Annotated in this window: 13 protein-coding genes; 6 read left to right on the top strand and 7 right to left on the bottom strand. The window is 70.1% G+C overall.

The window, feature by feature from the left end:
- Window positions 1–16 precede the first annotated feature (16 nt).
- The 3 genes from PMI14_RS08670 to PMI14_RS08660 all read right to left on the bottom strand — a co-directional run bounded on the left by PMI14_RS08670 (window position 17) and on the right by PMI14_RS08660 (window position 2259).
- Entirely contained in the window at window positions 17–778 is a 762-nt protein-coding gene (locus PMI14_RS08670) for a hypothetical protein (protein WP_007852834.1), read from the bottom strand.
- Entirely contained in the window at window positions 779–1327 is a 549-nt protein-coding gene (locus PMI14_RS08665) for a DNA-deoxyinosine glycosylase (protein WP_007852832.1), read from the bottom strand.
- 71 nt (window positions 1328–1398) lie between these two features.
- Complete coding sequence (locus tag PMI14_RS08660; RefSeq protein WP_007852830.1) at window positions 1399–2259, bottom strand: TatD family hydrolase; 861 nt, start codon at window positions 2257–2259, stop codon at window positions 1399–1401.
- Window positions 2260–2360: 101 nt separating this feature from the next.
- Here PMI14_RS08660 and PMI14_RS08655 point away from each other — a divergent pair, with 101 nt between their 5' ends.
- The 4 genes from PMI14_RS08655 to PMI14_RS08640 are packed head-to-tail and all read left to right on the top strand — an operon-like array spanning window position 2361 to window position 6392.
- Window positions 2361–3296 (top strand): S1C family serine protease, encoded by a 936-nt coding sequence (locus PMI14_RS08655; protein WP_007852828.1) that lies wholly within the window; start codon window positions 2361–2363, stop codon window positions 3294–3296.
- 30 nt (window positions 3297–3326) lie between these two features.
- Window positions 3327–4343, top strand: coding sequence for a MoxR family ATPase (locus PMI14_RS08650; protein WP_007852826.1), 1017 nt, complete (start codon window positions 3327–3329; stop codon window positions 4341–4343).
- Window positions 4324–5328, top strand: coding sequence for a DUF58 domain-containing protein (locus PMI14_RS08645; protein ID WP_007852824.1), 1005 nt, complete (start codon window positions 4324–4326; stop codon window positions 5326–5328). Before PMI14_RS08650 ends, PMI14_RS08645 begins: the two co-directional genes overlap by 20 nt.
- 20 nt (window positions 5329–5348) lie before the next feature.
- Entirely contained in the window at window positions 5349–6392 is a 1044-nt protein-coding gene (locus PMI14_RS08640; protein WP_007852822.1) for a VWA domain-containing protein, read from the top strand.
- A 4-nt stretch (window positions 6393–6396) separates the two neighbouring features.
- Here PMI14_RS08640 and PMI14_RS33450 read toward each other — a convergent pair whose 3' ends face one another.
- From PMI14_RS33450 to PMI14_RS08620, 4 genes are all read right to left on the bottom strand, one after another.
- Window positions 6397–9300 carry a PAS domain S-box protein gene (locus tag PMI14_RS33450; RefSeq protein ID WP_007852821.1) on the bottom strand — a complete coding sequence of 968 codons (2904 nt, stop codon included), beginning with the start codon at window positions 9298–9300 and terminating at the stop codon, window positions 6397–6399.
- Between the two features lie 141 nt (window positions 9301–9441).
- Window positions 9442–10170 carry a lipoprotein-releasing ABC transporter ATP-binding protein LolD gene (gene lolD / locus PMI14_RS08630; RefSeq protein ID WP_007852820.1) on the bottom strand — a complete coding sequence of 243 codons (729 nt, stop codon included), beginning with the start codon at window positions 10168–10170 and terminating at the stop codon, window positions 9442–9444.
- Window positions 10163–11416, bottom strand: coding sequence for a lipoprotein-releasing ABC transporter permease subunit (locus PMI14_RS08625; protein WP_007852819.1), 1254 nt, complete (start codon window positions 11414–11416; stop codon window positions 10163–10165). The genes lolD and PMI14_RS08625 overlap by 8 nt, the downstream gene beginning before the upstream one ends.
- Before the next feature lie 18 nt (window positions 11417–11434).
- Entirely contained in the window at window positions 11435–12685 is a 1251-nt protein-coding gene (locus PMI14_RS08620; RefSeq protein WP_007852817.1) for a lipoprotein-releasing ABC transporter permease subunit, read from the bottom strand.
- 75 nt (window positions 12686–12760) lie between these two features.
- On the opposite strand from PMI14_RS08620, the gene PMI14_RS08615 reads away from it, so the two are divergent.
- Window positions 12761–13711 carry a hypothetical protein gene (locus PMI14_RS08615; RefSeq protein ID WP_007852813.1) on the top strand — a complete coding sequence of 317 codons (951 nt, stop codon included), beginning with the start codon at window positions 12761–12763 and terminating at the stop codon, window positions 13709–13711.
- Window positions 13708–14513 (top strand): DHH family phosphoesterase (locus PMI14_RS08610; RefSeq protein WP_007852811.1); only part of this gene is annotated, 806 nt, incomplete at its 3' end. The genes PMI14_RS08615 and PMI14_RS08610, both read left to right, overlap by 4 nt.

The following is a 14513-nucleotide window of genomic DNA, read 5'->3' as shown; positions in this document are numbered from 1 at the left end:
ATGGGGACCCGCATGTTCAGGCCACCGGCTTGAAAACGCGCATCCACTTCGCCGTGGGCAGGTCCCAGCGGGCCTGGATGGCCTCGGCCCGGGCGGCCAGTTCGGCGCGCTTGGGGCGGGTGGGCGTGCGCTGGGCCAGCACCACGGTATTGCCTTCGCGCGTGGGCTTGAAGGCCCACAGCGCGTCCTCGCCAAAGGCGCTGGCCATGCTTTGGAGGCTCTTCTCGTAGCTGGAGGAGCGGCCGAACAGGTTCACGGTCATGCTGCCATCCTCGGACAGCAGGGCCCGGCAGTCGGCGTAGAAGTCGGGGCTGTCGAGCACGGGCGCGGCCGCGTCGTGGTCGTACAGGTCCACGGCGAGCGCATCGACGGTGCCCAGCCACATGGGGTTCTGGATCTCCCTGGCCGCATCGGCCAGCACCACGCGCAGCTTGGGGCCGTCGGGCGGCAGCTTGAACCACTGGCGGCACACGGCCACCACCTGCGGGTTGAGCTCGATGGCCGTGGCGCACAGGCGCAGCTTCTTGTGGCAGAACTTGGTGATGGCGCCCGCCCCCAGGCCCAACTGCATGGCGTGGCGCTTGCTCACCGAGGCGGGCTCGACGAAGAGCAGCCAGGCCATCATGCGCTGCACGTATTCGAGCTCCAGCGCGAACGGTTCGTCCACGCGCATGGAGCCCTGGATCCAGGGCGTGCCCAGGTGCAGGTGGCGCACTTCGCCATCGTCGGAGACGCTGACTTCGGGCAGTTCGGCGGTGCTGGTCTTCTTGCGGGTCATTCAGGTCAGTCGGTAGCGGGCCATCAGTTCGGCCCACGCGTTCAGTTTGCGCTCAAAGCTCCAGGAGGCGTTGGCCGGGCTGGTGGAGGGCAGTTTGTGCACCGGCACGCCCAGGGCCGCGGTGCGCGCTGCGTGCTTGTAGCTTTCGCCCCCATTGTGGGCGATGGCGGCCAGGCGCGGCGCCACATCGCGCAGCGCAGCAAAATCGTTCACCACGGCATGGCGGATGTCGGCGTCCAGGCTGCCCTCGCGCTCGCAGCTGGCATACACGTCCCACAAACCCAGGCCCCGCGCCAGCAGCCATTCGCAGCGCTCGGCATAGCTGGCAGGCCCAGCAGGCCCCGGCAGGGGGTGCTGCGGCCAGAGGGCCTGCAGGATGCGCCAGAAGTGGTTCTGCGGGTGCCCATAGTACTGCTGCGCACGCAGCGAGGCCGCGCCGGGGAAGCTGCCCAGCACCAGCACGACGGTGCTGGCGGATACCACGGCGGGCAGTCCGGCCAGGCGGGGGGCGGCATCGTTGGGCGGCAACGTGGTGGAGGTGGAAGGCATGCGGCGTGGAAGGCCGGATGCACAGGCATCCGATCACTATCAAATATATAGCTAAAAACCCCAACCGACTGTCAAGAATCGGTAAAAGACGGTGACGCTTGCGGCCGGCCTTGGAGCAGGGGCGCCAGGCGCGGCAGGGCCGCCAGCGCGTTGGCGGTGGAGGCCTCGGCCAGCGCCTGCACCGGCATGCCGCGCAGTTCGGCCACCTCCTCGCCGATGCGCGGCAGCTCGCCCGGGGTGTTGCGCCCCTGGGGCCGGCCTGCCTCGCGCTCGGCAGCGGTGGTGTAGAGCCAGTGCGGCGGGATGTCGGGGGAATCGGTCTCCATCACCAGGCAGCCGAGCGGCAACTCGGTGGCCAGGCGGCGCAGCTGCAGGGCCCGGTCATAGGTGACCGCTCCGCCAAACCCCAGCTTGAACCCCAGGTCCAAGAAGGCCTGGGCCTGCTGCGCGCTGCCATTGAAGGCGTGGGCGATGCCCGACAGGCCCTTCACCTCGCGCAGGCCCTTGAGCAGCCGATCGGCCGAGCGGCGCACGTGCAGGATCACGGGCAGTTCGAAACGCCGCGCCAGCTTGAGCTGCTCGCGGTAGAAGTGCTCCTGCCGGTCCGGGTCGAGCCCCGGCACGAAGTAATCCAGCCCGATCTCGCCCACGGCGACCAGGCGCGGGTCGTTCCGATGCTGCGCCAACGCCTGCGCCAGCCATTCCAGGTCTTCATCCGCGGCACTGCCGGTGCACAGGGGGTGGATTCCCAGGGCATAGCTGTCCCCATGCTGGTGCGCGAGCGTGCGCACATCGTCCCAGTTGGAGCGCTGCACCGCCGGCAGTACGCAGTGCGCCACGCCCGCCGCACGGGCCCGTGCACGCACGGCATCCACATCGGGCGCCAGCTCGGGGGCATCGAGGTGGCAATGGGTATCTATCCAGAAGCTCATGGAAACATGATGCACCATGAAACCCCGGGGGATGCACAAGGGCGCGATCCGTGCTACTGTGAAACCATGCACCGCGCCCAGGTGTACCGGAAGGTGACAGGATGCCCAGACCCACTGTCTACAGCAGCTCCCGCCCCGCCCGCCGCCCTTCCGGGGCCGCGGCCCCGAGCAGCGCTGTGCCCGAGCCGGCGGCTTCTGCTGCGGCGCCCGCCCCCGGCCAGCCCGCTGGCAGGCCCCAGGCGGTCACCCTGTCGCGCCGCAACCTCTACGCCCTGTGGGCGGCCGTGCTGCTGCTGGCCGCCCTGCTGCTCACCAGCGTCTGGCAGAGCCAGCGCACCGTGCCCCGCAAGCTCACCCAGGAAGACATCGACAAGGCGGTGCTGCGCACGCTGGAAACCACCACCCTGCCCTCGGCAGCGGCCCGCGCCGTGGAGACCATCGCCCCCTCGGTGGTGCGCGTGGTGGGCTTCGGGCGCAGCAAGAACGGCAAGGACGAGGTCGAGCGCGGCGTCGGCACGGGCGTGGTGATCGTCGACAAGGGCGTCATCCTCACCAACCTGCACGTGGTGCAGGGGTCCGACCGCATCCAGCTGACCTTCCACGACGGGCTGCAGACCACGGCCACCATCACCGGCGTGCAGCCCGAGAACGACCTGGCCGTGCTCCAGGCCCACAAGGTGCCCGACGACCTGGAGGCGGCCTCCCTGCGCTCCACCAACGACCTGCGCCCGGGTGACCAGGTTGCCGTGGTGGGATTTCCCTTCGGCATCGGGCCCTCGGCCTCGGCGGGCGTGATTTCGGGCCTGGGGCGCCAGTTCACCTCGCCCGAGGGCAAGCGCGAGCTCGGCAACCTGATCCAGTTCGACGCAGCGGCCAACCCCGGCAACTCGGGCGGCCCGCTGGTCACCATGGACGGCGAGGTGGTGGGCATCGTCACCGCCATCCTCAACCCCACGCCGGCACGCACCTTCATCGGCATCGGCTTTGCCGTGCCCATCGAGAACGCGGCCTCGGCCGTGGGCATGTCGCCTTTCTGAGCCGTACTTTCACCCATCGCAAGGAGTCCCATGGAATCGACCCCGCTGCCCTCTGCCTCGAATGCCGCCACCGCCACGCTGATGGAGCAGGTGCTCTACGAAGTCAAGCGCGTCGTGGTGGGGCAGGACCGCTTCCTGGAACGCGTGATGGTGGCCATGCTGGCCCAGGGCCACCTGCTGGTCGAGGGCGTTCCGGGCCTGGCCAAGACGCTCACGGTGAAGACCCTGGCGAGCACCATCCAGGGCAGCTTCAAGCGCATCCAGTTCACGCCCGACCTGGTGCCCGCCGACCTGATCGGCACGCGCATGTACAACCAGAAGACGGGCGAATTCAGCACCTCGCTGGGCCCGGTGTTCACCCACCTGCTGCTGGCCGACGAGATCAACCGCGCGCCCGCCAAGGTGCAGAGTGCCCTGCTCGAGGTGATGCAGGAGCGCCAAGTCACCATCGCCGGCGAGACCCACAAGGTGCCCTCGCCCTTCCTGGTGATGGCCACGCAGAACCCGATCGAGACCGAGGGCACCTACGCCCTGCCCGAGGCCCAGGTGGACCGCTTCATGATGAAGGTGCTGATCGACTACCCCACCGAGGAAGAGGAATTCGTGATCGCCCAGCGCGCGCTGGACAAGCCCGTGCAGGTGCTGCCCGTGGCCACCACGGCCCAGCTGGCCACGCTGCAGGCCGAGTGCCGCGAGGTCTACGTCGACCCCTCGCTGCTGCAGTACGCCGTGAAGCTGGTGGCCGCCACGCGCGCACCGGCGCGCCACGACCTCAAGGACCTGGCCGCCTTCATTGCCTGCGGCGCCAGCCCGCGCGCCACCATCTGCCTGGCCGAAGGCGCCCAGGCCCTGGCCATGTTGCGCGGTCGCAGCTACGTGCTGCCTGAGGACATGACCGACCTGGCGGCCGACGTGCTGCGCCACCGGCTGTCCCTGTCCTACGAAGCCCTGGCCGAAGGCATGGATGCCGACGCGCTGATCGCGCGCATCATGGCCAAGGTGCCCGCCCCTGCCAAGCCATTGCACCATGAGCAAAAAGCCGCCTGACACCGGAGCCGCGCCGCCGCGCACGCTCCCCACCCTGCCCGGCCAGGCCGACCGCCTGCTGCGGCAGCTGGAGTGGAGCGTCATCCGCCGGCTCGACGGGCTGCTGCAGGGCGACTACCGCACGCTGATGCGCGGGGCCGGGCTGGACCTGGCGGACCTGCGCGAGTACCAGCCGCACGACGACGTGCGCCACATCGACTGGAACGTGACGGCCCGGCTGAACCTGCCACATGTGCGCGTGTACACCGAGGACCGCGAGATGTCGGCCTGGTTCCTGCTGGACCTGAGCCCCTCGGTCAACTTCGGGCCCCAGGGCAATGCCAAGCGCGACATCCTGACCGGCTTCGTGGCCGTGCTCTCGCGCCTGCTCACGCGCCACGGCAACCGCGTGGGTGCCATGCTCTACGGCGCCGGCGGCGCGCCCGCACGGGCCGTGGACACAGTACTGCCCCCGCGCAGCAGCCGCGCCCATGTGCTGCACCTGGTGCACCAGTTGCTTCAGCCGGCCCCCAGGCTGCAATCGGGCAGCACCGAGCTGCACCTGCTGCTGCAAGGCGCCTTGGGCACCTTGCGCCGGCGCTCCACGGTGTTCGTGGTGTCGGACTTCATCAGCGCCCCCGGCTGGGAAAAACCGCTGGCCCAGCTGGCCCGCCGGCACGATGTGGTGAGCGTGCGCCTGCTCGACCCGCTGGAGCTGGAGCTGCCCGACGTGGGCCTGGTGACCCTGCGCGATGCCGAGAGCGGCGAGCAACTACAGGTGGACACGCACGACAGCGGTTTCCGCCACCGCTTCGCGCGCCTGGCGGCCCAGCGCGAAGCCGTGCTGCGCGAAGGCCTGGCCAAGGCCGGGGCCGACACGCTGGAACTGCGCACCGACGATGATCTGGTGGATGCGCTGCTGCGCTTCATGGACCTGCGCCAGCACCGCGTGCGCCCGGCCACGCACCCCTCGTTCCAATGGACGGCCCCGCAGGCCGCCGCCTGACAACCACAGGACACGCCACCATGGTCTTTCTCTGGCCCACCCTGCTCTGGCTGCTGCTGGTCGTGCCGCTCCTGGTACTGCTGTACTGGTGGCTGCTGCACCGGCGCAAGAAAACGGCGCTGAGCTACTCCAGCCTGGCGCTGGTGCGCGAGGCCATGGGCCCGGCCCAGCACCTGCGCCGGCACATCCCGCCCTTTCTTTTCCTGCTGGCGCTGGTGGCCCTGCTGCTGGCAGCGGCCCGGCCGCTGGCGGTGATCACCCTGCCCTCGCAGGACCAGACCATCATGCTGGCCATGGACGTCTCGGGCAGCATGCGCGCCACCGACGTGCAGCCCGACCGCATCACCGCCGCGCAGGACGCGGCCAAGGCCTTCATCGCCGAGCTGCCGCGCCATGTGCGCGTGGGCATCGTGGCCTTTGCCGGCAGCGCCCAGCTGGCGCAACTGCCCACGCAGAGCCGCGAGGACCTGGTCAAGGCCATCGACAGCTTCCAGCTGCAGCGCGGCACGGCCACGGGCAACGGCATCATGCTGTCGCTGGCCACCATCTTCCCCGATGCCGGCATCGACATCTCGGCCCTGGGCGGGCGCCAGGCGATGAAGCCGCGCCCCCTGGACGAGCTCAACAAGCAGGACCCCGCCAAGCCTTTCACGCCGGTGGCGCCGGGCTCCTACAACTCGGCCGCCATCATCATGCTGACCGACGGGCAGCGCACCACCGGTGTGGACCCGCTCGAGGCCGCAAAGTGGGCTGCCGACCGCGGCGTGCGCGTCTACACCGTGGGCGTGGGCACGCTGCAGGGCGAGACCATCGGCTTCGAGGGCTGGTCCATGCGCGTGCGCCTGGACGAGGAGACCCTGAAGGCCGTTGCCACCCGCACCGCGGCCGAATACTTCCACGCCGCCACGGCGGCCGACCTCAAGAAGGTCTACGAGACGCTGAGCTCGCGCCTCACGGTGGAGAAGAAGGAAACCGAGATCTCGGCGCTGTTCGCGCTGGTCGGGGCAGCACTGGCGCTGCTCGCGGCCGGCCTGTCGGTCTGGTGGTACGGGCGGGTGATGTAGGGCATCATCCGCCCTGGAACTGGCCCCGGCCGGACCGCTTGGCCAGGTAGAGCTTTTCATCGGCGCGGGCCATGAGATCGGCCCAGCCCCTGGCGGCGTCCGTGCCCAGCGCCAATCCCGCACTGGCGCCCACCAAAAGGCGCAGGTCACCGATCTCGAACGGCGCGTGCGCCGCCTCCAGGATCTTGCCGGCCACGGCCTCGGCATGGGCCGGCTCGCGCACGCCGGCCAGCACCACGGCAAACTCGTCACCGCCCAGCCGGGCCACCGCGTCGCTGGGCCGCACCAGGGCCAGCAGGCGCTGGGCAAAGGCCTGCAGCAGCAGGTCCCCGACGGGATGGCCGTGCTCGTCGTTCACTGGCTTGAAGTGGTCCAGGTCGATGTAGAGCAAGGCCAGTTGCGCGCCTTCCGCCGCCAGATCCTTCTGGCCCACGTAGGCCTGCAGGCCCGCCCGGTTGAGCAGGCCGGTGAGCGGGTCGTGCTGCGCCAGTTCCAGCAGCCGGCCGGCCTCCTGGTGGTAGCTGGTGACGTCCTGCGCCATGGAGACGAAGCCATCGACCGCGCCCGGCTCGGACCACAGCGGGATGAAGTGAATGGTGACGTGGCTGGCCGGCACGCGCTGGGGATGGTCCTGGTCGAAGGTCAGGGTCTCGCCACCGAGCACCTTCTGCACCAGGGGCCGGGTGCGCGCGTACTCTGCCGCACCCAGGAATTCCTCCATGCTGCGGCCCAGGATCTGCTCGCGCGGCACGCGGTGCCAGCGCTCGAAGGCGCTGTTGACGAACTGGTAGCGCTCGTCCGGCCCGACCACCGCCACCAGCGAGGGCAGCGCCTCGGTGATGGAGCGCAGGGTGGCCGTCTGCTTGAGCAGGGCCGCGCGCGCCTGCGCCGCCTCGGAGATGTCGCGCATGATGGCCGAGAAGTGCTGGATGCGCCCCTCCCCATCGCGGTGGGCGATGACCATGTGGCTCACCGGCACCACGCGCTGCCGGGCCGCGTACACCGTGGTCTCACCGACCCACATGCCGTGGGCCCGGACGGCCGGGAGGATGGCCTGCACGTACAGCGCATTGGTCTCGGGGGTGTTGAACTCCGTGAACATGTGGGCGCCCACATCCTCGTCGGGTGCAAAGCCCAGCGCCCGCCGCGCCGCGGGGTTCATGTAGGTGACCCGGCCCTTGAGGTCGGTCTGCACCACGAAATCGGAGGTGTGCTCGAGGATGGCCGTGAGCACGCGCAGGCCACGCTCGGCCGCTGCGCGCTGGGTGATGTCCACACCCGTGGAAAAGAAGCCCCGCACCCGGCCATCGTCGGAGATGTCGGGCACCAGCTGGCTCTCGATGCGGTACACGACACCCTCGCGCACTTCATCGCGCTCGTAGCTCTGTGCGGTGCCCGACAGCACCCGCTGAACCCGCTGCACCGATTCGGGCGATGCGGGTTCCCCGAGCAGTTCTTCGCGCGTGCGGCCGATGACTTCCTCGCGGTCCAGGCCAAAGCGCTGGCATTGCGCCTGGTTGGCAAAGCGAAAGCGCAGCTCCCGGTCCACGTAGCCGATGCGGATCGGCAGGCCGTCGGTGACCAGGCGCACGAAGCGCTCGCTGTTGGCCAGCTGCTGCGCCATGCGCCGGCGCTCGGTCACGTCCTGGAACGCGCCGAACAGGCGCACCACGGCGCTGCCTTCATACTCGGCCTCACCGACCGAGCGCACCCAGATGCGGCGCCCGGTGGCCGTCACCAGGGGCACCTCCAGGTCCCACGAAGCCCCCGTCATCGTGGCCTGGCGCACGGCGGTCGACATGGTGCGCTGCGCATCGGGCGTGTAGAAATCGAGGGCGTTGTCCACACTGGGCGTGAAGTCCGCGGGCACCTCGTGGATGCGCCGCGTCTCGGCAGACCAGGAGACGCGGCGGCTGCGCAGGTCGAGCTCCCAGCCGCCCACGCGGGCCACATGGCCCGTGCGCTCCAGCAATTGCTGGCTGGCCAGCAGCGCCCGTTCGGCCGTCTTCTGGGCCGTGATGTCGCGCCCCACCGAGTGCAGGTAGGGCCGGTGCTCGCTGTCGCGCAGGAAGCTGTTGGTCCAGGCCATCCAGCGCTCGACCCCGTCGGCGCTGAGCATGCGGTTCTCGCCCTGGGTCGTGCCCTCGGTGCGAAAGACCTCGGCAATGCACGAGCGCACCGCCTCCCGGTCGGTCGGATCGACATACGAGAACAGGTCCTTGCCCACCATGTCGCGTGGCGCGAGGCCGAAATGGCGGGCGTAAGCCGGGTTGACGTAGAACACCTCGCCATGCGGCCAGGCCAGCGACACCATCTCGGTCTGCGCCTCGACCATGGTGCGGTAGCGCAGCTCGCTTTCGGACAGGGCTTTCTCGTACTCCTGGCGCACCGAGAAGGCGCGCGCGATCAGGTCGCGGCGCATGTCCAGCGCCTGCGACACCATGGCCGAGAGCGATCGCAGCGTGGCCCGCTGCTGCGGCGTGAGCTCGCGCGCCTGACGGTCGATGACGCACAGCGTGCCCACGCGGTCGCCGCCATCGCCGGCCACCAGGGGCGCGCCGGCATAGAAGCGGATGTCGGGCGCCTCGGTGACCAGGGGATTGCGCGCGAAGCGGGCGTCCTGCGTGGCGTCGTGCACCTCCATGAGCTCATCCGACAGGATGGCATGGGCGCAGAAGGCCACGTCGCGCGGCGTCTCGTTGACACCGGGCAGGCCGACGCTCGCCTTGAACCACTGGCGCTCGGCATCGACCAGGCTGATGAGCGCGATCGGCACGCCGCAGACATCGGCCGCCATGCGGGCGATGGAGTCGAACAAAGGCTCGGCAGGGGAGTCCAGCACCATGAGGGCGCGCAAAGCCTCCAGCCTGCGCACTTCATCGGAGGGTATGGATGCCGGAACCGTCATCGGGCGAATCTCCTGAAGCCAACTGCGAGCATCTTAAGACGGGATCGCGCCAAAGCGAACCCTTCCATGGCACCGCAGGGCGATGCGATGGTCACCAGCAGTTCCCGCACCCCGCCGGCCACCACCGGGCGGGCACTTGCCTCAGCCGAGCTTGCCCAGCACCAGGTGCACCACCCGGTCGCAGCGCGCGGCCAGCGATTCGTCGTGCGTGACCATCACGAAGGCCGTGCCCTGCTCGCGCGCCAGCTGCAGCATGAGCGCGAAGACGCCGTCGGCGGTGTTGCGGTCCAGGTTGCCCGTGGGCTCGTCGGCCAGCACGCAGGCCGGGCGCGTGACCAGGGCGCGGGCAATGGCCACGCGCTGGCGCTCGCCGCCCGACAGCTCGGCGGGGCGGTGGTGCAGGCGCTCCTTGAGGCCCACCGAGGTGAGCACGCGCGCAGCCTCCTCATGGCACTGCTCCTGGGGCAGGCGGCGGATGCGCAGCGGCATGGCCACGTTGTCCAGCGCGGTGAATTCGGGCAGCAGGTGGTGGAACTGGTAGATGAAGCCCAGGTGCTGGTTGCGCAACTGGCCCTGCTGCTCGGGCGACAGCGACGACAGCTGGTGGCCCTTGAGGCGCACAGAGCCGGCCGTGGGAGCATCCAGGCCACCCAGCAGGTGCAGCAGGGTGCTCTTGCCCGAGCCCGAGGCACCGACGATGGCCAGGGTCTCGCCCGCATGCACCTGCAGGTCCACGCCGTGCAGCACGGTCACGTCGAGCCGGCCTTCGGTGAAGCGCTTGGTCAGGCCCTGGGCCTGCAGCACCACCTCGCCCCGCGCGGGCGGTGCGGCGGGCAGGGATGTGGCGGATGGAGCGATGTTCTTATTCATAGCGAAGCGCCTCGGCGGGGTTCACACGGCTGGCGCGCCAGCTGGGGTACAGGGTGGCCACGAAGGCCAGCACCAGGGAAATCAGGGCGATGGGGACGATGTCCGAGCTCTGCGGATCGCTCGGCATCTTGCTGATGAGGTAGATGTCCTTGGGCAGAAAGCTCGCGTTGAGCGCGTGCTCGATGGCCGGCACGATCACATCGATGTGGAAGGCGATGACCAGGCCCAGGGCCAGGCCGGCCAGCGTGCCGATCACGCCCACCATGGCGCCCTGCACCACGAAGACGCCCATGATGCTCTTCGGGCTGGCGCCCAGGGTGCGCAGGATGGCGATGTCGGCGCGCTTGTCGGTCACCGTCATCACCAGGGTGGAGACGAGGTTGAAGGCCGCCACCGCCACGATCAGGGTGAGGATGATGAACATCATGCGTTTTTCGAGCTGCACGGCGGCGAACCAGGTGCGGTTCTGCTGCGTCCAGTCGCGCACCACCAGGCCGCCGCTCACGCTGCCGGCCAGCTCGGCCGCCACGGCGCGCGCCTGGTGCACGTCCTTGAGCTTGAGGCGGATGCCCGTGGGGGATTCGAGGCGGAAGATGCGCTGGGCGTCCTCGTGGTGCAGCAACACCAGGGCCGCGTCGTATTCGTAATGGCCCGAGTCGAAGGTGCCGGCCACCGTCATCTGCTTGAGGCGCGGCACCACGCCGGCCGGGGTGACCTGGCCTGCGGGCGCGATCAGCGTCACGGTATCGCCCGCACGCACGCCCATGGCCCGGGCCAGTTCGCCACCCAGCACCACGCGGAACTCGCCGGGCACCAGGAGCTTGAGCGTCTTCTCGTTGCCCGCGGCCAGGTCCGTCACCGAGCTTTCGAGCGCCGGGTCGATGCCGCGCACCAGCGCGCCGCGCATGTCCTGACCGCGCGAGAGCAGCGCCTGGGCGGCGACGAAGGGCGCGGCGCCCGTCACGTTCGGGTTGCGCCTGACCTCGGCCAGGGTGGTGGCCACGTCCGGCAGCGGCGCGCCCTGGGGCGCCAGGATCTCGATGTGCGAGACCACGCTGAGCATGCGGTCGCGCACCTCGCGCTGGAAGCCGTTCATCACCGAGAGCACAATGATCAGCGCCGCCACACCGAGGGCGATGCCCAGCATGGACACGCCCGAGATGAACGAGATGAAGCCATCGCGACGCGTGGCACGCCCTGCGCGGGTGTAGCGCCAGCCCAGGGCGAGTTCGTAGGGGATTTGCATAGCTAGGTCAGGCCGCCGTCATTCATAGCGCAGCGCTTCTGCGGGGTTCACGCGGCTGGCGCGCCAGCTCGGGTACAGGGTGGCCACGAAGGCCAGCGCCAGCGAGATGAGGGCGATGGGCACGATGTCGGCGCCCTGCGGCTCGCTGGGCATGCGGTCGATGAGGTAGATGTCCTTGGGCAGGAAGGTGGCGCCCAGCGCCTTCTCGATGGCCGGCACGATGACGTCGATGTTGTAGGCGATGGACAGGCCCAGGGCCAGGCCGGCCAGCGTGCCGATCACCCCCACCATGGCGCCCTGCACCACGAAGACGCCCATGATGCTTTTCGGGCTGGCGCCCAGCGTGCGCAGGATGGCGATGTCGGCGCGCTTGTCGTTGACCGTCATCACCAGCGTGGAGACGAGGTTGAAGGCCGCCACGGCGACGATCAGCGCCAGGATGATGAACATCATGCGCTTTTGCAGGCGCACGGCCTCAAACCAGGTGCGGTTCTGCTGCGTCCAGTCGCGCAGCAGCAGGTCGCCGCTCACGCTGCGCGCCAGCTGGTAGGCGACGGCATTGGCCTGCTCCAGGTCCTGCAGCTTGAGGCCGATGCCCGTGGGCCCGCGCAGGCCGAAGGTGGCCATGGCGTCGGCCTGGTGCATCCAGACCAGGGTGGAGTCGTACTGGAAATGCCCCGAATCCACCGTGCCGGCCACGGTGAGCGGCTGGTAGCGCGGGCCGCTCTGGCTGCCGCCCTGGCCGGCAGGCACCACCAGGGTCGCGGCGTCGCCCGCCTTCACCCCGAGCGATTTGGCCAGCTCACTGCCCAGCACCACGCGGAACTGCCCGGGCACCAGGGTGGCCAGCACCTCGGCGTTCGATGCCGCCAGCGAGGTCACCGAGCCTTCCAGGGCCGGATCGATGCCGCGCACCAGGGCCCCCTTCATGTCGTCGCCATGGGCGATCAGGGCCTGGGCGGCCACATAGGGGGCGGCGCCGGTGACGGCCGGGTTCTGGCGCACCTCGGCGATGGTGCGGGCTGCATCCGGCATGGCCGCGCCCTGGGGGGCGAAGACCTCGATGTGGGCCACCACGCCCAGCATGCGCTCGCGCACTTCCTTCTGGAAGCCGTTCATGACGCTGAGCACCACGATCAACGCCGCCACGCCCAGGGCGATGCCGAGCATGGACGCACCGGAGATGAAGGAAATGAAGCCGTTGCGCCGCGTGGCCCGGCCCGAGCGGGTGTAGCGCAGGCCCAGGGCCAGTTCGTAGGGAAGTTGCATGTTGAAAAAGGGGCTGGGCCCGGAAGGAGGACCGGACTCGGCGCAGGCGATTGTGGCATCCCGGACAATAGAGGGATGTCGGACATCCCCCATTTGCTCATCCCCTACGCTGCCAGCGCCTCCGAGGGGTGCCGGCAAACGCTGGCCAGCCTGCCCCTGCCGCACCTCGATCGCCTGCTGGCGCGGCTCGCAGCCGATCCCGCTGGCTCCAGCACCGCAGAGGAAACCAGCTTCTCCGCACCCCACGAGCGCGCCCTGGCCCAGGCCCTGGGCCTGCCCCCGGACGACGGGCGCACGCCCTGGGCCGCCTGGTACCGCCAGCAGCAGGGCCAGCCCGCGGACGGCCAGGCCTGGGCCTTCGTGGCCCCCTGCCAGTGGCAGGTGACCACCGACCACGTGACCCTGCGCGACCCCGAGGCCCTGGGCCTCGATGAAGCGTCCTCGCGCGCCCTGCTGGCCATCGTCTCGCCCTGGTTCGCCGAGGACGGCATCCACCTGCACTACGACCAGCCCACGCGCTGGCTCGCCCAAGGCCCTTTGTTCGCCGACCTGGCCACGGCGTCGCTCGACCGCGTGCTGCTGCGCGACGTGCGCGCCTGGATGCCCGATGCCGCCCGGGCCCGCACCCTGCACCGCCTGCACAGCGAGATGCAGATGCTGCTCTATACCCATGCCTTCAACGACGCGCGGGCCGAGCGCGGCCTGCCCACGGTCAACTCCTTCTGGGTGCATGGCGCAGGCGCCCTGCCCGCCACGGCCACCGGGCCGGCGCCCTCGATGCCGCTGGCCTTGCGCGACGCGGCGCTGCGCGAGGACTGGCGCGCCTGGGCGGCTGCCTGGACGGCGCTGGACGCAGGCCCCGTGGCCGCATTGCTGCGCCAGGCCGAGCAGGGCGGCGCCGTGCGCCTCACCCTGTGCGGCGAGCGTGCCGCCCTGGCGTTCCACAGCGCCCCACGCGGCCTGGTGCAGCGCATGAAGGCCTACTTCCAGCCCACCCGCTTTGCCCAGGTGGCATCCCAATTATGAAAATCACGGCCAGAGACATTCCCCCACGTGCCGCCTGGGCGCTGGAGCAGGCCGGCGTGCACCCACTGCTCGCGCGCCTGTACGCTGCGCGCGGCGTGCGCGACAAGGACGAACTCGACGACGGGCTGGCCCGCCTGCTGCCGCCCGCCGGGCTCAAGGGCATCGGGGACGCCGCCCGCCTGCTGGCCGATGCCATGGCCCGGGACCTGCGCCTGTGCGTGGTGGCCGACTACGACTGCGATGGCGCCACCGCCTGCGCCGTGGCCGTGCGCGGCCTGCGCCTGCTGGGCGCAAAGCATGTGGACTACCTGGTGCCCGACCGCGTGACCGACGGCTACGGCCTGACGCCACCGATTGCGCGCCGCGTGAAGGAGCGCGGCGCCGACGTGCTGATCACCGTGGACAACGGCATCGCCAGCGTCGAGGGCGTGGCCGAGGCCAAGGCCCTGGGCCTCCTGGTGCTGGTCACCGACCACCATCTGCCCGGACCCGAGCTGCCAGCGGCCGACGCCATGGTCAACCCCAACCAGCCCGGCTGCAGCTTCGAGAGCAAGTCCCTGGCCGGCGTGGGCGTGATGTTCTACGTGCTCATGGAACTGCGCTCGGAGCTGCGCAAGCGGGGCGTGTTCGACACCACCAGCCAGCCCAAGCTCGATCCGCTGCTCACGCTCGTCGCACTGGGCACCGTGGCCGACGTGGTGCGCCTGGACGCCAACAACCGCCGCCTGGTGGCTCAGGGCCTGCGCCGCATCCGCGCGGGGGCCATGCCGGCCGGCGTGGCGGCGCTGTTCACGGCGGCAAG

Origin of the sequence: Acidovorax sp. CF316 (assembly GCF_000276605.1) — a bacterium.
In the GTDB taxonomy this organism is placed as follows: Bacteria; Pseudomonadota; Gammaproteobacteria; order Burkholderiales; family Burkholderiaceae_C; genus Acidovorax.
Note: the sequence above shows the minus strand (reverse complement) of the source record. Positions and strands in the feature narration are given on the sequence as shown.